This is a genomic window from Streptomyces sp. NPDC045955, assembly GCF_056430805.1.
On the sequence record NZ_JBWKKY010000022.1, the window covers coordinates 57,110 to 75,851 of the forward strand.

The 18,742-nt window shown below is 70.9% G+C and carries 16 protein-coding genes, 3 tRNA genes and 1 pseudogene; 12 read left to right on the forward strand and 8 right to left on the reverse strand.

The genetic code is table 11. The features are described 5' to 3' along the window. Nucleotides 1-181: 181 nt before the first annotated feature. From AC07F0_RS33115 to AC07F0_RS33125, 3 genes are all read left to right on the forward strand, one after another. Complete coding sequence (locus AC07F0_RS33115; RefSeq protein ID WP_478983695.1) at nucleotides 182-2,053, forward strand: M48 family metalloprotease; 1,872 nt, start codon at nucleotides 182-184, stop codon at nucleotides 2,051-2,053. Between the two features lie 204 nt (nucleotides 2,054-2,257). Further along, nucleotides 2,258-3,733, forward strand: a complete 1,476-nt coding sequence (locus AC07F0_RS33120; RefSeq protein WP_478983648.1) for a N,N-dimethylformamidase beta subunit family domain-containing protein — start codon at nucleotides 2,258-2,260, stop codon at nucleotides 3,731-3,733. Nucleotides 3,734-3,853: 120 nt separating this feature from the next. Next, nucleotides 3,854-4,753 carry a phosphoribosylaminoimidazolesuccinocarboxamide synthase gene (locus AC07F0_RS33125; RefSeq protein ID WP_478983649.1) on the forward strand — a complete coding sequence of 300 codons (900 nt, stop codon included), beginning with the start codon at nucleotides 3,854-3,856 and terminating at the stop codon, nucleotides 4,751-4,753. A gap of 63 nt (nucleotides 4,754-4,816) precedes the next feature. On the opposite strand, the gene AC07F0_RS33130 is transcribed toward AC07F0_RS33125, so the two are convergent. From AC07F0_RS33130 to AC07F0_RS33165, 8 genes are all read right to left on the reverse strand, one after another. Then, a tRNA-Gly gene (locus AC07F0_RS33130) sits at nucleotides 4,817-4,892 on the reverse strand. A 22-nt stretch (nucleotides 4,893-4,914) separates the two neighbouring features. After that, nucleotides 4,915-5,535, reverse strand: coding sequence for a response regulator (locus tag AC07F0_RS33135; RefSeq protein WP_436728972.1), 621 nt, complete (start codon nucleotides 5,533-5,535; stop codon nucleotides 4,915-4,917). Next, a complete protein-coding gene (locus tag AC07F0_RS33140) occupies nucleotides 5,532-6,800 on the reverse strand; it encodes a sensor histidine kinase (RefSeq protein WP_478983650.1) in 1,269 nt (422 codons plus the stop codon). Before AC07F0_RS33140 ends, AC07F0_RS33135 begins: the two co-directional genes overlap by 4 nt. Nucleotides 6,801-6,822: 22 nt before the next feature. Then, nucleotides 6,823-7,626 (reverse strand): ABC transporter permease, encoded by an 804-nt coding sequence (locus AC07F0_RS33145; RefSeq protein WP_478983651.1) that lies wholly within the window; start codon nucleotides 7,624-7,626, stop codon nucleotides 6,823-6,825. Continuing rightward, on the reverse strand, nucleotides 7,623-8,594 hold the full coding sequence (locus tag AC07F0_RS33150) for an ABC transporter ATP-binding protein (protein WP_478983652.1): 972 nt from the start codon (nucleotides 8,592-8,594) through the stop codon (nucleotides 7,623-7,625). Before AC07F0_RS33150 ends, AC07F0_RS33145 begins: the two co-directional genes overlap by 4 nt. Before the next feature lie 130 nt (nucleotides 8,595-8,724). Next, a tRNA-Gly gene (locus tag AC07F0_RS33155) sits at nucleotides 8,725-8,797 on the reverse strand. 82 nt (nucleotides 8,798-8,879) lie between these two features. Further along, a tRNA-Gly gene (locus AC07F0_RS33160) sits at nucleotides 8,880-8,951 on the reverse strand. A 134-nt stretch (nucleotides 8,952-9,085) separates the two neighbouring features. Continuing rightward, on the reverse strand, nucleotides 9,086-9,403 hold the full coding sequence (locus tag AC07F0_RS33165) for a histone-like nucleoid-structuring protein Lsr2 (RefSeq protein WP_478983653.1): 318 nt from the start codon (nucleotides 9,401-9,403) through the stop codon (nucleotides 9,086-9,088). A gap of 324 nt (nucleotides 9,404-9,727) precedes the next feature. On the opposite strand from AC07F0_RS33165, the gene purS reads away from it, so the two are divergent. The 9 genes and pseudogenes from purS to purM all read left to right on the forward strand — a co-directional run bounded on the left by purS (nucleotide 9,728) and on the right by purM (nucleotide 18,727). Further along, nucleotides 9,728-9,991, forward strand: a complete 264-nt coding sequence (gene purS / locus AC07F0_RS33170; RefSeq protein ID WP_010045045.1) for a phosphoribosylformylglycinamidine synthase subunit PurS — start codon at nucleotides 9,728-9,730, stop codon at nucleotides 9,989-9,991. Beyond that, nucleotides 9,988-10,668, forward strand: coding sequence for a phosphoribosylformylglycinamidine synthase subunit PurQ (gene purQ / locus AC07F0_RS33175; protein ID WP_020277208.1), 681 nt, complete (start codon nucleotides 9,988-9,990; stop codon nucleotides 10,666-10,668). Before purS ends, purQ begins: the two co-directional genes overlap by 4 nt. Further along, on the forward strand, nucleotides 10,665-12,923 hold the full coding sequence (gene purL, locus AC07F0_RS33180) for a phosphoribosylformylglycinamidine synthase subunit PurL (RefSeq protein ID WP_478983654.1): 2,259 nt from the start codon (nucleotides 10,665-10,667) through the stop codon (nucleotides 12,921-12,923). The genes purQ and purL overlap by 4 nt, the downstream gene beginning before the upstream one ends. A gap of 102 nt (nucleotides 12,924-13,025) precedes the next feature. After that, nucleotides 13,026-13,526, forward strand: a complete 501-nt coding sequence (locus AC07F0_RS33185) for an ArsR/SmtB family transcription factor (protein WP_478983655.1) — start codon at nucleotides 13,026-13,028, stop codon at nucleotides 13,524-13,526. 36 nt (nucleotides 13,527-13,562) lie between these two features. Further along, nucleotides 13,563-14,396: pseudogene (locus AC07F0_RS33190) on the forward strand (M23 family metallopeptidase). A gap of 10 nt (nucleotides 14,397-14,406) precedes the next feature. After that, nucleotides 14,407-15,204 (forward strand): maleylpyruvate isomerase family mycothiol-dependent enzyme, encoded by a 798-nt coding sequence (locus AC07F0_RS33195; RefSeq protein ID WP_478983656.1) that lies wholly within the window; start codon nucleotides 14,407-14,409, stop codon nucleotides 15,202-15,204. A 37-nt stretch (nucleotides 15,205-15,241) separates the two neighbouring features. Then, on the forward strand, nucleotides 15,242-16,021 hold the full coding sequence (locus AC07F0_RS33200) for an META domain-containing protein (protein WP_478983657.1): 780 nt from the start codon (nucleotides 15,242-15,244) through the stop codon (nucleotides 16,019-16,021). A 63-nt stretch (nucleotides 16,022-16,084) separates the two neighbouring features. Beyond that, nucleotides 16,085-17,614 (forward strand): amidophosphoribosyltransferase, encoded by a 1,530-nt coding sequence (gene purF / locus AC07F0_RS33205; RefSeq protein WP_391087967.1) that lies wholly within the window; start codon nucleotides 16,085-16,087, stop codon nucleotides 17,612-17,614. A gap of 45 nt (nucleotides 17,615-17,659) precedes the next feature. Continuing rightward, the gene (gene purM, locus AC07F0_RS33210) at nucleotides 17,660-18,727 is read left to right on the forward strand and encodes a phosphoribosylformylglycinamidine cyclo-ligase (RefSeq protein WP_478983658.1); all 1,068 of its coding nucleotides are present in this window, start codon (nucleotides 17,660-17,662) and stop codon (nucleotides 18,725-18,727) included. The last annotated feature ends 15 nt before the right edge of the window (nucleotides 18,728-18,742 follow it).

An 18,742-nucleotide genomic window follows, 5' to 3' on the forward strand; every position in this document is an offset into this window, starting at 1 on the left:
CCATCGGGTGACCGATGTCCTATCCGGCTGACGGGGGGTGGAGCCCCAACTAGGGTGCGGCGCAAGCGTTCCGGCACTTGGCCCACCGGCATTGCGATGTCAGTGGCGGGTGCCACAGTGGGGGAGTGAGCAAGGAAAGCGTCAGGTCAACGGGGAGGGGGTGAGGTCGGTCGTGACCGGAATGGGTGTGGAGGCAGGCGCGCAGGTCGCGCGGGCACGAGCACTGGCCGTGCTGCGCATCCGCAGCCGCGCGCTGGCCGTCGCCGTGCTACCCGCCGCCGTCGCCGTGATCCTGCTCGCGGGCGCCGTCACCGGCCATCTCACCGGCCCCGGCTGGGATTCCGTCCGCTGGATCCTGACGCCGGTCGCGGTCCTCGTGCTGCTCGCCGCCGCCGGTGTCGCCCTGGTCGTCGCCCGGGCCCGGCCCGCCATGAGCCCGACCATCCCGATCGCCGAGGAGTCGGCCCCGGACCTGTACCGGATGGTGCGCGACCTCGCCGACCGCCTCGACGTCCCAGCGCCCTCCGCCATAGCGCTCACGCCGGACTGCGACAGCTGGCTCGAGGACCGCACCCACCGGGCCCACGGCCCGCCCCCCGCCGAGGAGCACGACGACATAGCGGGCGGCGGCAGACACCCGCACCGCCGGCACCCTGTCGCGCCGGTCCTCGTCATCGGCTCCCCCTTCCTGTGGTGGATGCGGGTCGGCGAGCTGCGTGCGGTCCTCGCCCCGGTCGTCGCCGGTACGGGCCCCTCGGCGCACCCCGACATAGCCGCCGCCCGGCGCTTCGTCCGAGGCCTGGACGCCGCGGTGGCCGTGGCCTCGGCGCCGGATCGCCGGCCGGTGTCGCGGGCCGTGCTGGCCGGCGTCGGCTGGGTGGCCCGGCTGCTGCTGCGCAGTTGCCGTGTGCACGCCGCCGAGATGGAGCGGGGCGTGGCGGCCGCGGCCGCGGAGCGTGCACAGGCTGTGGATTACGGCCTGCGGATCGTCGCCCAGGAACAGGTGGGCCTGGCGTACGCGGGCTGGGACCGGCTGCTGACCCGGGTCGCGCTGCCCGCCTGGCGGATGGGCCGCTGGCCGTCCCGGCTGGACGCCGGTGTGGTGGCGGCGCTCACGGAGCTGTCCCGGCGCGACCGCCTGGCCGAGGGCTTCGCGTCCCGGCTCGGTGAGCGGCCCGCCTGCGATCTGCTGGAGGAGCCGGGCGTGGTCGACGAGGCCGCCTCCCTCCTCGCCGCCCGCCTCTTCCACGGTGGCCCGGCGGGGCCCGGTCCCGACTGGTCGCCGGTGGGCTGGAGCGAGTATCCGGAGGAGGTCGTGGACCGCAAGTGGCGCGTCGACGCGGCCCGGCTCCACCGGGTCCTGGACGACATGGGCGTCCGCCCGGCCTCGGGAAGCACGGCCCCGAACACCGGCGGCCCGACGCTGTCCCGCGTCCTCGACCACCTGACGGCCCTGGCCGGAGAGCCCTCCTTCGCCACCCGGAGCCCCGAACCACCCCCGGACGACGAAGAGGACCTCGCGGGCGCGACCCCTCGCAGCGCCACCCTCGCCGCCCGGCTCAGCGCCGAACTGTCCCGCGAGGAAGCCCCCGCGACGCCGGGCCCGCCGACCGCCGTCACCTCGACCACAGCCACCTCGGCCACCACCGCCTCGGCTGCCGCCACGTCGACCACCACCAACCCGGCGACCACCGCGGCCACCGCCCCCGCGAGCGGGGCCGTACCGCCCACCGGGCCCCCGGCCGCCCCGGCCCCCGCAGCCCTCTGGGACGACCGGGCCTTCCCCCTCTTCCCCCTCCAGCCCCCGCGCACGGCCCGTGAACTGCTCGCCGACCACCTCACGGCGATGATCTGCTGCGCCGCCATGGACACCGCGGGCGCGACACCGGGCCTGGACTGGCTGGACGGCCCGACCCTCCTCCACAACGGCGAGCGCACCGCCGACCTGGCGCCCAAGGTCCTCACCCTGATCGAGGACGGCGACTCCACGCCCCTGCGGGCCTGGCTGGCCGAGCTGGGGATACGGCCCGAGAAGCCGGTCCGGCTCGGCTGACCGCCGGAGCACCGGCCTCCGCTTCTGGCCAATTCGAAACGAACAGTAACGAAGTGCGCGCATTATGTGATGTGCTTGGATCGTTCGCGCACATGGCAAGGGCTTGCGACATACGACAAACACATAAGCACGAAGGAACCGCAGGGGTCGCAGCCCACCACACAGCACGCACCGCCACGGGGGCCAAGGGGAGGGGAAGCAACCATGGGCTCGGAGCAGATCCGCCGCTGGGAGTCGGGAGCGCTGGCGCACGCCGTGACGGATCCCTTCGGGCAGGGCCCCGTTCCGTGGCTGCGCGGAAACGTGACGTACTTCGACGACAGCGGCCAGGTCGTCCCCTGGTACGTGGACCAGGACCCAGCCCAGGCCCCGAGGAAGGGCAGCCGCTCAAGCGGCCCCCGCGCGGCCGACGACGTCCACTGCCAGATCAAGGGCTTCACCTCCACCAGCGCGGTCGCGCCCGGCGAGGCCATCGACTTCCACATCACCGTCGACCCGCCCCAGGAGTTCGGCGTCGACATCTACCGCATCGGCCACTACGGCGGTGACGGCGCCGCGAAGATCACCACCAGCCCGCGCCTGTCCGGCATCGTCCAGCCCCCGCCGCTCACGGCGGACCGTACGGTCTCCTGCCACCACTGGTGGCTGTCCTGGCGGCTCCAGATCCCGTCGTACTGGAACATCGGCGCGTACGTCGCCGTCCTCACGACCGCAGACGGCTACCGCTCCCACGTTCCGTTCACGGTCCGCGACGACCAGCCCGCCGACCTGCTCCTCGTCCTGCCCGACATCACCTGGCAGGCGTACAACCTCTACCCGGAGGACGGCCGCACCGGCGCCAGCCTCTACCACGCCTGGGACGAGAAGGGCCGTCTGCTGGGCGAGTCCGAGGCCGCCACCACGGTCTCCTTCGACCGCCCGTACGCGGGCGCGGGCCTCCCGCTGCACGTCGGGCACGCCTACGACTTCATCCGCTGGGCCGAGCGCTACGGCTACGACGTCGCCTACGCCACGGCCGGTGACCTGCACGCGGGCCACGTCGACCCCACTCGCTACCGCGGCCTGGTCTTCCCGGGCCACGACGAGTACTGGTCGGCCGCGATGCGCGGCGCCGTGGAGCGCGCCCGCGACGCCGGCACCTCCCTCGTCTTCCTCTCCGCCAACTCGATGTACTGGCAGGTGGAACTGGGGCCGTCCCCCTCCGGCGTCCCCGACCGCCTGCTGACCTGCCGCAAGCGCAGGGGCCCCGGCAAACCGGTGCTGTGGCGCGAGATCGACCGGGCGGAGCAGCAGCTCATCGGCATCCAGTACGCCGGGCACGTCCCCGTGCCCCATCCCCTGATCGTGCGCAACGCGGGCCACTGGCTGTGGGAGGCGACCGGGGCGCACGAGGGGGACGAGATCGAGGGCCTGGTGGCGGGCGAGGCCGACCGCTACTTCCCGCGCACCCCGTTGCCCGAGCACGAGGAGCGCGTGCTGCTCGCCCATTCGCCGTACACGGACAAGGAGGGCACGGCCCGCCACCAGGAGACGTCCCTGTACCGCGCCCCCTCCGGCGCCTGGGTCTTCGCTTCCGGAACGTTCGCCTGGACTCCGGCCCTGGACCGCCCCGGCCACGTCGACGCCCGCGTCCAGCGGGCCACCGCAAACCTCCTGGACCGCATCTGCAAACGCGACTGACCCACTGTCCGCGATCAAGCTCGCATACGGGAGAATCGAGCCACTTGGCCCGCCCGTCTCCCGCCACCACCCCAGGGGAGCCCTGCGGGCGCACCTCTTGTTCAACCACGGGGAGGAACCGTGTCCGGATTCGTAGAGAAGCCTGAGCCGATCCAGGTTCCGGGACTGGTGCATCTGCACACCGGCAAGGTGCGCGAGCTGTACCAGAACGAGGCGGGCGACCTCGTGATGGTCGCCAGCGACCGCATCTCCGCATACGACTGGGTGCTGCCGACCGAGATCCCCGACAAGGGCCGGATTCTCACCCAGCTCTCCCTGTGGTGGTTCGACCAGCTCGCCGACCTGATCCCGAACCACGTCCTCAGCACGGAACTGCCCGCGGGCGCCCCCGCCGACTGGGAGGGCCGCACACTCGTCTGCAAGTCGCTCCAGATGGTCCCCGTGGAGTGCGTGGCCCGCGGCTATCTGACCGGCTCGGGCCTGGTCGAGTACAACGAGTCCCGTACGGTCTGCGGCCTCGCCCTCCCGGAGGGCCTGGTCGACGGCAGTGAGCTGCCCGCCCCGATCTTCACCCCGGCGACCAAGGCCGCCGTCGGCGAGCACGACGAGAACGTCTCCTATGAGGAGGTCGCCCGCCAGGTCGGCGCCGACACCGCGGCCCGGCTGCGCCAGGCGACCCTCGCCGTCTACTCGCGGGGCCGGGACATCGCCCGCGAGCGGGGCATCATCCTCGCGGACACGAAGTTCGAGTTCGGCTTCGACGGCGACTCCCTGGTCCTCGCGGACGAGGTCCTGACCGCGGACTCCTCCCGCTTCTGGCCGGCCGACGAGTGGCAGCCGGGCCGGGCGCAGCCCTCGTACGACAAGCAGTACGTCCGCGACTGGCTGACCTCGGCGGAGTCCGGCTGGGACCGCAAGAGCGAGCAGCCGCCGCCCGCGCTGCCGCAGCAGGTCGTCGACGCCACCCGCGCCAAGTACGTGGAGGCGTACGAGCGCCTGACCGGCACGAGCTGGGCGTAGGACTCGCACGCAGAACACGGAGAAACGGAGAAGCCCCCCGGCCGGAGCCGGGGGGCTTCTCACTGGAGCGAACGACGAGGTTCGAACTCGCGACCTCAACCTTGGCAAGGTTGCGCTCTACCAACTGAGCTACGTTCGCCTGCGCCGTGGCGCGGGAACCACTATACCCAACCTCGCTCCCGCGCGAGCCGCACCGCCGCATGCCGGTTCTCCGCCCCGAGCTTCGACACGGCCGACGACAGGTAGTTCCGCACGGTCCCCTGTGACAGCGCGGCCCGCTCGGCGATCTCCGCCACGGGCGCACCGTCCGCCGCGAGTTCCAGCACCTCGGCCTCCCGGGCGGTCAGCGGCGAGTCCCCGGCGGCGATCGCGTCGGCGGCCAACTCCGGGTCGACGTAACGGTTCCCGGCGTGCACCGTGCGAATGAGCTCCGCGAGCCGCTGCGCACTCACGGTTTTCGGCACGAACCCCCGCACCCCGGCCTCCAGCGCCCGCTTCAGATGCCCGGGCAGCCCGTGGCTGGTGACGATGAGCACCTTGCAGCCGGGCAGTTCGGTGCGCAGGGATGTGGCGACCTTCACACCGTCGGCGCCGGGCATCTGGAGATCCAGGACGGCGACGTCGGGCTGGTGCGCCCGGGCCATCGCCAGTGCCTCCGGCCCGGTGGCCGCCTCGGCGACGACTGTGAGGTCGTCCTCCAGCGACAGCAGCGCGGCGAGCGCCCCGCGAATGAGGTGCTCGTCATCGGCGAGCAGCAGCCGCACCGGCTCCACGGCCGTCATGGCATGACCTCACTCACAGCAGGCACAGCGGCGATGGGCTCGCGAGGGGCGGCCTCCGACGGCAGCGGGATCTCCGCGGTCAGCCGGAACAGCCCCTTGCCCGTCGGCCCGGCCTCCAGCGTCCCGTCGATCTGCGCCAGCCGCTCCCGCAGCCCGGCGAGCCCGGAGCCGGAGGTCCCCGCCCCATCCGCGGCCTCCGTGACCCCGTCGTTCTCCACCGATAACACCACTCGCCCCTCCAGAACCCCGAGCCGCACCGCACACCACCGCGCGTCCCCGTGCCGCAGGACATTCGTCGCGGCCTCCCGCATGACCCACCCCAAGGCGGACTGCACCCCGGCCGGCAGCCCCGCCGGAGTCCGTCCACTCACCGTGCAGTCGATACCGGCCGCGGTCAGCACCCCTTGCGCACCGGCCAGTTCGGAGGCGAGATCGGCCTTCCGGTAGCCACGCACGACCTCGCGGACCTCCCGCTGCGACTCGTGCGCGAGCCGCTGCACCTCGACCATCTGCGCCACGGCCTCCGGCCGGCCCCGCTGGGCGAGCTGCACGGCCAGCTCGCTCTTGAGCGCGATCACGGCGAGGTTCCGCCCCATGACGTCGTGCAGATCCCGCCCGAACCTGAGCCGCTCCTCGGCGACGGCGAGCCGGGCCCGGGTCTCACGGGCCTCGTCGAGTTCGTAGACGGCGTTGAGCAGCCATACGGAGAAGACGGCCGTAAAGGCGAGGAACACGCCGCCGACCAGCACGATCAACGCGGTGAACAGCGCCGTGCGGGCGGAGGCGCCGAGTGCGAACGTCACGACCCAGGTGCCGGCCGCGAAGCCGCCCGCGATGGCGAAGGCGCGCCGCCGGTCGCGGACGCCGAGCGCGATGATGCCGGGCCCGAAGATCAGGATCACTCCGAAGACCCCACCGGCGGCGGTGTCGACGCTTTCGCCGACGGGTCCGTGCTCGGCGATCCCGATCGCGGTGACGGCGACCGCGGCGGTGACGGCGCCCAGTGTCCACATCAGCCCGATGGGCTGAGGCCTGCGGCCCCGCGTCCAGTCCACCGCCCGCGACACGGTCACGAAGGCGAGGGTGGCGTGCACGGCCACCACCAGCATGACGGCACCACCCAGCCGTGCCCCCAGCGGGACCGCGGACGTGAACCCGACGGAGACGAGCTCCATCACCGCGAAGAAGTAGAACGACCACCGTGTGTAGGTCTCGACCTTCTGCGGTGTGCTCTGCCGCCGCCACCACCTGCCCGGCCCGCGCATCAGCCCATCACTCCCCCTTCGGTCAGCGCCGCGGTTCCCAGCGGAACCACCGCCGTACAGCAAACACCGCGATGACGATCCAGGCCATCGCCGTCGCGAGGGCGCCCAGCGCCTCGTACGCCGACAGGTCGCCGGTCCAACCGCCACGCACCAGGGTGACGACGGGTGTCAGCGGCAGCAGTGCGCAGACGGAGGCCAGCCGGTCGGGCATCAGCTCCAGCGGGAAGAACAATCCGGAGCCCATCATCGAGACGAGCAGCAGCGGCATGGGCGTGGCCTGTGCGCTCTCGCCGGTGCGGGTCACGGCGGCGGTGGCCGCGGCCAGGGCCGCGCACATCACGAGCCCCAACAGCACTCCGGCGACGGCCAGATGGGGTGCGGACGGCGCGGACAGGTCCAGCAGCACGGTGCAGCCGGCCGCGAGCAGCAGGCACTGCACGAGTCCGGTGAGGGCGGCGGGCAGCGCGGAGCCGGCCAGGATCTCGACGTCCCGCAGCTCACCGGTGCGCAGCCGCTTGAGGACGAGTTCCTCACGCCGGACGACGTACGTGCCGACGAGCACCGAGTAGACGGCGAACAGCAGGGAGAAGCCGACCGCGGCGGGCAGCACCAGGGTGCCGGTGTTCAGCCCGGCTCCGGCGAGATCCATCTCCTCGGCCGCCGACCGCACGCTGAGCGGCATCACCAGCGGTACGAACAGCGCCGCGACGAGCGCGCCCCTGGTCCGCCCGAGCAGGGTCAGTTCGGCGCGGGCGAGAGCGGTCATCCGGCTCAGCGGAGTGGTCGCCGCCGGTGCCGGGCGGGGTGTCGTGGCGAGGGTGCTCATGCCGCGTACTCCTTCGTCGTCGTCCCCGTGGTCCGGCCCGCGGAGACGTCCTTGGCGATGCGGAGGAACGCCTCCTCCAGGGAGGCCGACCGCACGTCCAGGCGGCGCAGTTCCACCCGGGCCCGCGCGGCCCACGTCAGCAGTTCGGTGGCCGTCCGCTGCAGCTCGTGGGTGCGCAGCCGGACGGTCCGGCCGTCGCTCTCGTGCCCGCTCACGCCCAGCTCGCCGAGCGGCGGGAGGTCGCCGACGAAGTAGCCGTCGGGCAGTTCGAAGGAGATCCGCGACGGTTCCGCGGCTGTCACCTCGGCCGGGGTTCCGGTGGTGGCGATGCGGCCCTCGTGCATGATCGCCAGGCGGTCGGCGAGGTTCTCGGCCTCTTCCAGGTAGTGCGTGGTCAGCAGCACCGTCGTACCGCCGTCGCGCAGCGCGCTCACCAACTCCCAGGTGTCGTGGCGGCCTTCGGCGTCCAGGCCGGTGGTCGGCTCGTCCAGGAAGAGCACCTCGGGGTCGCCGAGCAGCGCGAGCGCAAGATCCAGTCGGCGCCGCTGCCCGCCGGACAACTGCTTGACCCGGATGCCGGCCTTCGACTCCAGTCCGACCAGCGCCAGGACCTCCGCCGGCGGCCGGGCCCCGCTCACGCACCCCGCCCACATCCGCGCGGTCTCGGCGACGGTCAGCTCGGACGGGAAGCCGCCTTCCTGGAGCATCACGCCGGTGCGCGGCCGTACGAGGGCCCGGTCGGTGTACGGGTCGTGCCCGAGGACCCGGACCCGGCCGTCCGCCGGTGCCGCGAGTCCCTCCAGCAGTTCGACGGTAGAGGTCTTGCCCGCGCCGTTGGTGCCCAGCAGGGCGAAGATCTCCCCGCGACGTACGGAAAAGGTGATTCCGCTTACCGCCTCGAACCCGCCCCCGTACACACGCCGCAGGTCAGTGACCTCAATCACGTGTTCGTGTCCGATCGTTTCCATGCCGTCAGCGTCCCGTCCCTGCGGCCGGGGAAGCAGTGCACGCTGTCATCGCTCCACATGACAAATGTCAGAAGCGGAGAAGGAAACACGAAGAAGACCCCGGTCCATCAGGACCGGGGTCTCATTCCCGAGCGGACGACGAGGCTCGAACTCGCGACCTCAACCTTGGCAAGGTTGCGCTCTACCAACTGAGCTACGTCCGCATGTGCTCCCGATCGGCTCTCACCGATCGGTGCGAGCACCAGCCTACCTGATCCACAAGAGTGGTCGGTACTGGTGATGCAGAGCGGGTGACAGGAATCGCACACTGCGCCTTCCCCCTGGAAGGGGGATGTTCTACTACTGAACTACACCCGCATGTTTCCGTGAGCCGGGCCTTTCGGCCTCGCCCCTCGGCGTGCTCCAGACTCTAGCTGATCAGCCGGGGTGCTGCGCAAGTCGGTTGCCGCGAGGGGCGGGTGACCGGCCGTCCGCCGGGCCTCACCGGGCCGTCACTGGGCGGCGGTGAACGCCTCGTAGACCCTCTTGGGGATGCGCCCGCGCGCGGGGACCTCCATCTTGTTGGCCTGGGCCCAGGCCCGCACGGCCGACGGGTCGGGGGCGACCTCCGTCTGCCGGTACGCCCGGCCCGAGCGGGACCGCTTGCGGCCGGCCTCCACGTAGGGCGCGAGCGCCTTCCGCAGTTCGCCGGCATTGACTTCGTTCAGGTCGATCTCGTACGACTTGCCGTCCAGTCCGAAGGCGATCGTTTCCGCCGCTTCCGAGCCGTCGATGTCGTCAAAGAGAGTGACCACGACCTTCTGCGCCACGAATATCGGTCCCTTCCTGCGGCACTTGCCAATTCATTTCTACAGTGCCTGACAATGCAATGTGAAACCCGACTAAATCCTTCCGCGTGTCCAAAATCAAGAGGGGAGCGGAGCGACTTCGTTGGAAGGGTGGTGGCGGGAGACGGGTGGGCGCAATAGGTTTCGGGTGTCGACCCCGGAATCTTTCCCGGAAATTTTCGTGCGTGGGTCCGTCGATGCAGGATCGTGATGACCGTCACGTAGTTTCCTACAAGTCAACGCGCGTAGAATTTTTGTGCGGGTAGTCTGAAGGAACCTGCTCAGCACCACACACCGGGAGTGCCAGTGGCACGCGTCGTAGTCGACGTCATGCTCAAGCCGGAGATCCTCGACCCCCAGGGCCAGGCGGTGCAGCGCGCACTGCCGCGGCTGGGTTTCGAAGGGATCTCGGACGTCCGCCAGGGAAAGCGTTTCGAACTGGAAGTTGACGGGCCGGTCGACGAGGCCGCCCTCGCCCGCATTCACGATCTTGCGGAGTCCTTCCTCGCGAACACCGTGATCGAGGACTTCACCGTCCGGGTCGAGGAAGTCGCGGAGGCCGTGAAGTGACCGCTCGTATTGGCGTCGTCACTTTCCCCGGCAGTCTGGACGACCGGGACACGCAGCGCGCGATCCGCCTCGCGGGCGCCGAGCCGGTCGCCCTGTGGCACAAGGACAAGGACCTCAAGCAGGTCGACGCCGTGGTGCTGTGCGGTGGTTTCTCCTACGGCGACTATCTGCGCGCCGGGGCCATCGCCCGTTTCTCGCCGGTGATGGAGCCCCTGCTGGAGCAGGCGAAGGCCGGTCTGCCGGTGCTCGGCATCTGCAACGGCTTCCAGATCCTCACCGAGGCCCATCTGCTGCCCGGCACGATGCTGCGCAACAACCACCTGCACTTCATCTGCCGTGACCAGAAGCTGCGCGTGGAGAACGCCGAGACGGCCTGGACCAGCGACTACACCGCCGGCCAGGAGATCCACATCCCGCTGAAGAACATCGACGGGCAGTACGTCGCCGACCAGCGCACGCTGGACGCGCTGGAGTCCGAGGGCCGGGTCGCCTTCCGGTACCTGGACGTCAACCCCAACGGCTCGAACAACGACATCGCGGGTGTCACCAACGAGGCCGGCAACGTCGTAGGGCTGATGCCGCACCCCGAGCACGCCGTCGAGCCGCTGATCGGTACCGGTCGTACCGACGGCCTCCCGTTCTTCACCTCGATCCTCAAGAAGCTGGTCAACGCATGAGCCGGACGCCTCTGGACACGGTCGAGCACGCGGCCGCGACCCCCGACGTCGAGCTGCCCTGGGCCGAACTGGGCCTGAAGAAGGACGAGTACGAGAGGGTCGTGGAGATCCTCGGCCGCCGGCCCACGGGGGCCGAGCTCGCCATGTACTCGGTGATGTGGTCGGAGCACTGCTCGTACAAGAGCAGCAAGGTGCACCTGCGCCAGTTCGGCGAGAAGGCACCCGAGAACGACGCCATGCTCGTCGGCATCGGCGAGAACGCCGGTGTCGTGGACGTCGGCCAGGGTTACGCGGTCACCTTCAAGGTCGAGTCGCACAACCACCCGTCGTACGTCGAGCCCTACCAGGGCGCGGCCACGGGTGTCGGCGGCATCGTCCGCGACATCATCGCCATGGGCGCCCGCCCGGTGGCGGTCGTCGACCCGCTGCGCTTCGGCGCGGCCGACCACCCCGACACCAAGCGCGTCCTGCCGGGCGTCGTCGCGGGCATCGGCGGCTACGGCAACTGCCTGGGCCTGCCCAACATCGGCGGCGAGGTCGTCTTCGACGCCTGCTACCAGGGCAACCCGCTGGTCAACGCCGGGTGCATCGGCGTGATGCGGCACGAGGACATCCACCTGGCGAAGGCGTCCGGCGCGGGCAACAAGGTCATCCTGTACGGGGCTCGTACGGGTGGTGACGGCATCGGCGGCGCGTCGATCCTGGCGAGTGAGACCTTCGACGACGCCAAGCCGTCGAAGCGCCCGGCCGTCCAGGTCGGCGACCCCTTCCAGGAGAAGCTCCTCATCGAGTGCACCCTGGAGGCCTTCAAGGAGAAGCTGGTCGTCGGCATCCAGGACCTCGGCGCGGCCGGTCTGTCCTGCGCCACCAGCGAGCTGGCCTCCAACGGCTCCGGCGGCATGCGCGTGACGCTGGACGACGTCCCCCTGCGCGACTCGACGCTCTCGCCCGAGGAAATCCTCATGAGCGAGTCACAGGAGCGCATGTGCGCGGTCGTCGAGCCGGAGAAGGTCGACCGCTTCCTGGAGATCTGCGAGAAGTGGGACGTCATCGCCACCGTCATCGGTGAGGTGACCGACGGCGACCGCCTGGAGATCTACTGGCACGGCGGCAAGATCGTCGACGTCGACCCGCGCACGGTGGCCCACGAGGGCCCGGTCTACGAGCGCCCGTACGCCCGCCCGGCCTGGCAGGACGCCCTCCAGGCGGACGACGCGAACAAGCTGCCTCGGCCGGCGACGAGCGAGGAGCTGAAGGACCAGGTCCTGAAGCTGGTCGGCTCCCCGAACCAGGCGTCCAAGTCCTGGATCACCTCGCAGTACGACCACTTCGTGCAGGGCAACACGGTCCTCGCCCAGCCCGAGGACTCCGGCATGATCCGGATCGACGAGGAGACCGGCCTCGGCGTGGCCCTCGCCACGGACGGCAACGGCCGGTACGCCAAGCTCGACCCGTACACGGGCGCGCAGCTCGCGCTGGCGGAGGCCTACCGGAACGTGGCCACGACCGGTGCGAAGCCGCTCGCCGTCTCCGACTGCCTGAACTTCGGTTCGCCCGAGGACCCGGCGGTGATGTGGCAGTTCGCGGAGGCCGTGCGCGGTCTGGCGGACGCCTGCCAGCAGCTGGGCACCCCGGTCACCGGCGGCAACGTCTCGCTCTACAACCAGACGGGCGAGGCCGCCATCCACCCGACCCCGGTCGTCGCGGTCCTCGGCGTCATCGACGACGTCACCCGGCGCACGCCGGTCGCCTTCCAGGAGGAGGGGCAGCTGCTCTACCTCCTCGGCGACACGCGTGAGGAGTTCGGCGGTTCGGCCTGGTCGCAGGTCGTGCACGACCACCTCGGTGGTCTGCCGCCCAAGGTGGACCTGGAGCGTGAGCGGCTGCTCGCCGAGATCCTGATCGCCGCCTCCCGCGACGGCATGATCGACTCCGCGCACGACCTGTCCGACGGCGGTCTGATCCAGGCGGTCGTCGAGTCGGCGCTGCTGGGCGGCAAGGGCGCGCGTCTGATCGTCCCGGACGGTCTGGACGCCTTCACCTTCCTCTTCTCCGAGTCGGCGGGCCGCGCGGTCGTGGCCGTGCCGCGTTCGGAGGAGGTCCGCTTCAACGACATGTGCGGTGCGCGGGGCCTGCCGGCCACCCGTATCGGTGTCGTGGACGGTGACTCGGTGGAGATCCAGGGCGAGTTCACGCTCCCGCTGTCCGAGCTGCGCGAGCTCCACGAGGGGACGATCCCGGCCCTGCTGGCGTAGTCACGCACGAAGGCCCCGCCCCGCCTGTCATGGCGACGGGCGGGGCTTTCGCATGTCCGGACGCCCTTGCACGTAATTACGTAGTTCCGTAATATCGACGGCATGGAACTGGAACAACGTGTCGCCGACCTCGAACGACGGCTGGCGGCCCTGGAAGGCGCCCACCGCGCCGGACCTCGCCTCGACGCAGGCGACTTCTGGGCCCTGAACGGGCTGAAGGAGCAGCTGTCCGAGCTGGGAGCCACCGACGGCGGTGTCCTCTACACCGGCTCCGTGCGCCTGCCGACGGGTGAGCAGTACGCGTGGCAGACGGGGGCCCTCACGGAGGAGCTGCTCAAGGACGACTGGGCACCGGTCGCCGAGTCGCTGGCGGCGCTCGGCCACCCGGTCCGGCTCCGGCTGCTCCGCGAGGTCCTCGGCGGCCGGCGCACGGCGGCGGAGCTCGCCGAGCTGGACGAGGTCGGCACGACCGGCCAGATCTACCACCACCTGCGCCAGCTGACCGGAGCCGGCTGGCTGCACACGACCGGCCGGGGCCGCTACGAGGTGCCGCCGGGGCGGGTCGTACCGCTCCTGGTGGCGGTCGCGACGGCACGGCCGTGACCGACTGAACCCGTCACCGACCGAACCGGGGGAACGATGTCCGTACGCAAGCTCGCCAAAGTCGCCTACCGCGCCCTGCAACTGGCGTTTCTCGGCCTGGTGGTCGCCCACGCCGCGCTGGACCTGGGCTATCCGTGGTGGTGGAACTTCCTGCCGATCGCCTTGTCCTACGTGATCCTCAGCGTCGCGAACAGGTGGGGCGGCGCGCCGGACAGCCCTCGCGCGGCCCGGGAGCCGGTCTAGGTCGAGCCGCCCGTCACCGGCCGCTGGACCGCGCGGAACAGCCCGGCCGACCGCACCCCCAGCCACGGCACGCACGCCTACGGCCAGACCTACGCCATCGACGTCGTCGCCGAGCCCGAGCCGGGCGCCCGCCCGGGCTTTTGCTGGCTGTGGCCGCTCGCCCGTCGCAACAGCGCCTTCCCCGCTTACGGCGCCCCGCTCCTCGCGGTCGCCGACGGCACCGTCGTCCGGGCCACCGACGGTCAGCGCGACCACCTCAGCCGTACGTCGCCGCTCGTGCTGCTGTACCTGATGGTCGTGGAGGCGTCCGTGCGCGACCTGTCCGGTGCCAGGCGCATCATCGGCAACCATGTCGTCCTCGACCTCGGCGACGGCACCTACGCGCTCTACGCCCACCTCCAGCGCGGCTCGCTCACCGTCCGCGAGGGGGACCGGGTGACCGCCGGACAGCCGCTCGCGCGCTGCGGCAACTCGGGCAACTCCACCGAGCCCCACCTCCACTTCCAGCTGATGGACGCCCCCGACCCGGACACCGCCCGCGGCGTCCCCTTCACCTGGCGCGGCATCGGCGTCCCCCGCAACGGCGAGACCTTCGAGACGCCCGCGGCGGCATCGCAGCCCGCATAGGCTGATCTCCATGCCCCCGGCCAAGAAGCGCGCCCGCAGGTACGACCCCGCCAAGATCCGCACCGCGGTGCTCACCCAGTTCGGGAACGTCCGTGAGGCGGTGCGCACCCTCACTCCCGACCAGCTCGCGCTGCCCACCCGGCTGGGGGACTGGACGGTACGGGAGCTCGCCGCGCACGTGTCCATGGCCGTGGAGACCGTCAGCCGCAACCTGGAGCGCGAGGAGCCGGCGAAACCGGAGCTCGCCCTTGTCGACTGGCCCTTCGCCACCGCCGCCCGCGCCGGCGACATCGCCGACGGCACCCGCGACCTGGCCGCCGGCAACCCCGACCTCGACGCCCTCTACGAGCGCACCGAGGAGCGCCTCAGGCAGAAGCTGGCGGACGCGCCCGGTGACCGCGTCCTGGCTGCCCGCACCGGTGCCATCACCCTCGCCGACTACCTGGTCACCCGCACCGTGGAACTCGTCGTCCACACCGACGACCTCAACGCCGCCGTCCCAGGCCTCGAGATCCCCTACGACCGCCAGGCCCTCGCCGCCTGCACCCGCCTCCTCGCCGACGCCCTCGCCGCCAAGGCACCCGGCGGTTCCACCGAGGTGCGGGTCCCGCCGTACGCGGTGGTGCAGTGCGTGGCGGGCCCGAGGCACACCCGGGGCACCCCGCCCAGCGTCGTCGAGACGGACCCGCTGACCTGGATCCGGCTCGCGACCGGGCGGCTGGCCTGGGCACAGGCCCTCCAGGACGCCCGCGTGAGCGCCAGTGGCGAGCGGGCGGACCTTTCGGCCCACCTGCCGCTGATGGCGTAAGGGGAACCGATCCCCCCGGGTCCCCCGTCGAAGGGGCATGGACAGGCAGAAGCAGCGCATGACCCTGACGGCCGCCGCCATGCTCGTCCCGCTCATGGCGGCCTGCGGCAACGAGAAGGCGGACGGCGGCAGCGGTTCGGTCGGTGCCGAGGAACCGGTGACGGTGACGGGCGTGCGGTGGAGCGTGGACAGCGTCACCACCGACGGAAAGACCCAGAAGGCCCCCACCGGCGCCCACGTGACCATCGACAAGGGCCGGGCCGAGGGCAGCTTCGGATGCAACAAGTTCGGCGCCGAGGCCACCGTCGACGGCGACCGCATCCGGCTCAGCAAGACCATGTCCACGGAGATGGCCTGCGAGAACAAGCCCATGGACTTCGAGGAGACCCTCGCCAGCACACTCTCCGACCGGGAGCTCGAGGCCCGCGTGGACGGTGACCGCCTCACCCTCACCACCGGCCAGGGGGACACCGTCCGCCTGACCAAGGAGAAGGACGCCCCGCTGAGCGGTACCAAGTGGACCGTCACGACCCCGGACACCGACGGCCGCGCCCACCTCACCTTCGACGCGAAGAAGAGCACGGTCTCCGGCAGCCTCGGCTGCAACAAGGTCAACGCCGAGGCCACCGTCCGCGACGGTCATATCACCCTCGGCCGCCCGGCCACGACCCGAATGATGTGCGAAGACTCACTCATGTCCGGCGAGAAGGCGCTGCTGCGACTTTTCGACGGGAAGCTCAAGTACGGAGTCGATCACCAAACTCTGACGCTGACCAGCGAAAACGGCACGCGTGTGCGAGCCGTTGCCGAGCAGTGATCCGCTGAAAAGTCCGGTATCCCCAATTCGGACCAGTGGACGACCTCGCCTACACTCGGTGGCGTGCCACGTGGTGACGGACGACTCAACCACGACCTGCTCCCCGGTGAGAAGGGCCCCCAGGACGCTTGCGGCGTCTTCGGTGTCTGGGCTCCGGGCGAAGAGGTCGCCAAGCTCACGTACTTCGGGCTCTACGCCCTCCAGCATCGAGGCCAGGAATCCGCGGGAATCGCGGTCAGCAACGGCTCACAGATCCTCGTCTTCAAGGACATGGGCCTCGTTTCCCAGGTCTTCGACGAGACCTCGCTCGGTTCGCTCCAGGGTCACATCGCGGTCGGTCACGCCCGCTACTCGACCACCGGCGCCTCCGTGTGGGAGAACGCCCAGCCGACGTTCCGCGCGACCGCGCACGGCTCCATCGCGCTCGGTCACAACGGCAACCTCGTCAACACCGCCCAGCTCGCCGAGATGGTCGCCGACCTGCCCAAGCAGGAGGGCGGCCGTACGCCGCGCGTGGCGGCCACCAACGACACCGACCTGCTCACCGCGCTCCTCGCGGCCCAGGTCGACGAGGACGGCAAGCCGCTGACCATCGAGGAGGCGGCCGGCGAGGTCCTGCCCCAGGTGCGCGGCGCCTTCAGCCTCGTCTTCATGGACGAGAACACCCTGTACGCCGCCCGTGACCCGCAGGGCATCCGCCCCCTGGTCCTCGGCCGGCTGGAGCGCGGCTGGGTCGTGGCCTCGGAGTCCGCGGCCCTCGACATCTGCGGCGCCGCCTACGTCCGCGAGATCGAGCCGGGCGAGTTCGTCGCCATCGACGAGAACGGCCTGCGCACGTCCCGATTCGCGGAAGCGAAGCCCAAGGGCTGTGTCTTCGAGTACGTGTACCTGGCCCGCCCCGACACCGACATCGCCGGCCGGAACGTCTACCTCTCCCGCGTGGAGATGGGCCGCAAGCTGGCCAAGGAGTCCCCGGTCGAGGCCGACCTGGTGATAGCGACCCCGGAGTCCGGCACCCCGGCGGCCATCGGCTACGCCGAGGCCTCCGGCATCCCCTTCGGCGCCGGCCTGGTGAAGAACGCCTACGTCGGACGTACGTTCATCCAGCCCTCGCAGACCATCCGCCAGCTGGGCATCCGCCTGAAGCTGAACCCGCTGAAGGAAGTCATCAAGGGCAAGCGCCTGGTCGTCGTCGACGACTCGATCGTGCGCGGCAACACCCAGCGCGCCCTGGTCCGCATGCTCCGTGAGGCGGGCGCCGCCGAGGTCCACATCCGGATCTCCTCGCCGCCCGTGAAGTGGCCCTGCTTCTTCGGCATCGACTTCGCCACCCGCGCCGAGCTCATCGCCAACGGCATGACGATCGAGGAGATCGGCACGTCCCTGGGCGCCGACTCCCTGGCCTACATCTCGATCGACGGCATGATCGAGGCGACCACCATCGCCAAGCCGAACCTGTGCCGCGCCTGCTTCGACGGCGAGTACCCGATGGAACTCCCGGACCCCGAGCTGCTCGGCAAGCAGCTCCTGGAGACGGAGCTGGCCGCCGGCCCGGCCGCCACGGCCGCCGCCGACGCGATCCGCCGCCCGTAGGCAGCCCGCACTACCTGCTGTACGACACGAAGGTTCTCATTAGCCATGTCTGAGACAACTGGTGCCAGCTACGCAGCCGCGGGCGTCGACATCGAAGCGGGCGACCGCGCCGTCGAGCTGATGAAGGAGTGGGTGAAGAAAGCCCAGCGCCCCGAGGTCCTCGGCGGCCTCGGCGGCTTCGCCGGACTCTTCGACGCCTCCGCCCTGAAGAAGTACGAGCGGCCCCTGCTCGCCTCCGCCACCGACGGCGTCGGCACCAAGGTCGACATCGCCCGACGGCTCGGCGTCTACGACACGATCGGCCACGACCTGGTCGCCATGGTCATGGACGACATCGTGGTGTGCGGCGCCGAGCCGCTGTTCATGACCGACTACATCTGCGTCGGCAAGGTCCACCCCGAGCGCGTCGCCGCCATCGTCAAGGGCATCGCCGAGGGCTGTGTGCTGGCCGGCTGCGCCCTGGTCGGCGGCGAGACGGCCGAGCATCCGGGCCTGCTGGGCGAGGACGACTTCGACGTCGCCGGCGCCGGTACGGGCGTCGTGGAGGCCGACCGGCTGCTCGGCGCGGATCGTATCCGGACGGGTGACGCGGTGATCGCCATGGCGTCCTCCGGACTTCACTCGAACGGGTACTCGCTCGTCCGGCACGTCCTGCTGGACCAGGCCGGTCTCGCGCTGGACACCCACCTCGACGAGCTCGGCCGCACCCTCGGCGAGGAGCTGCTGGAGCCGACGAAGATCTACTCGCTGGACTGCCTGGCCCTGATGCGCACCACCGAGGTGCACGCCTTCAGCCACGTCACCGGCGGCGGGCTCGCGGCCAACCTCGCCCGGGTCGTCCCCGACGACCTGCACGCCATCGTCGACCGCTCCACCTGGACCCCGGGCCCGGTCTTCGACCTGGTCGGCAGGACGGGGAACGTCGAGCGCCTGGAGCTGGAGAAGACGCTGAACATGGGCGTCGGCATGATCGCGATCGTGCCGCAGGAGTCCACGGAGGTGGCCCTGGCGACCCTGGCCGACCGTGGCGTGGACGCCTGGGTGGCCGGAGAGATCACGGACCGGGGCGAGCACACCACTGGTGCCGCCCTGATCGGTGACTACGCGAACTGAGGCACGGGGGGCGAA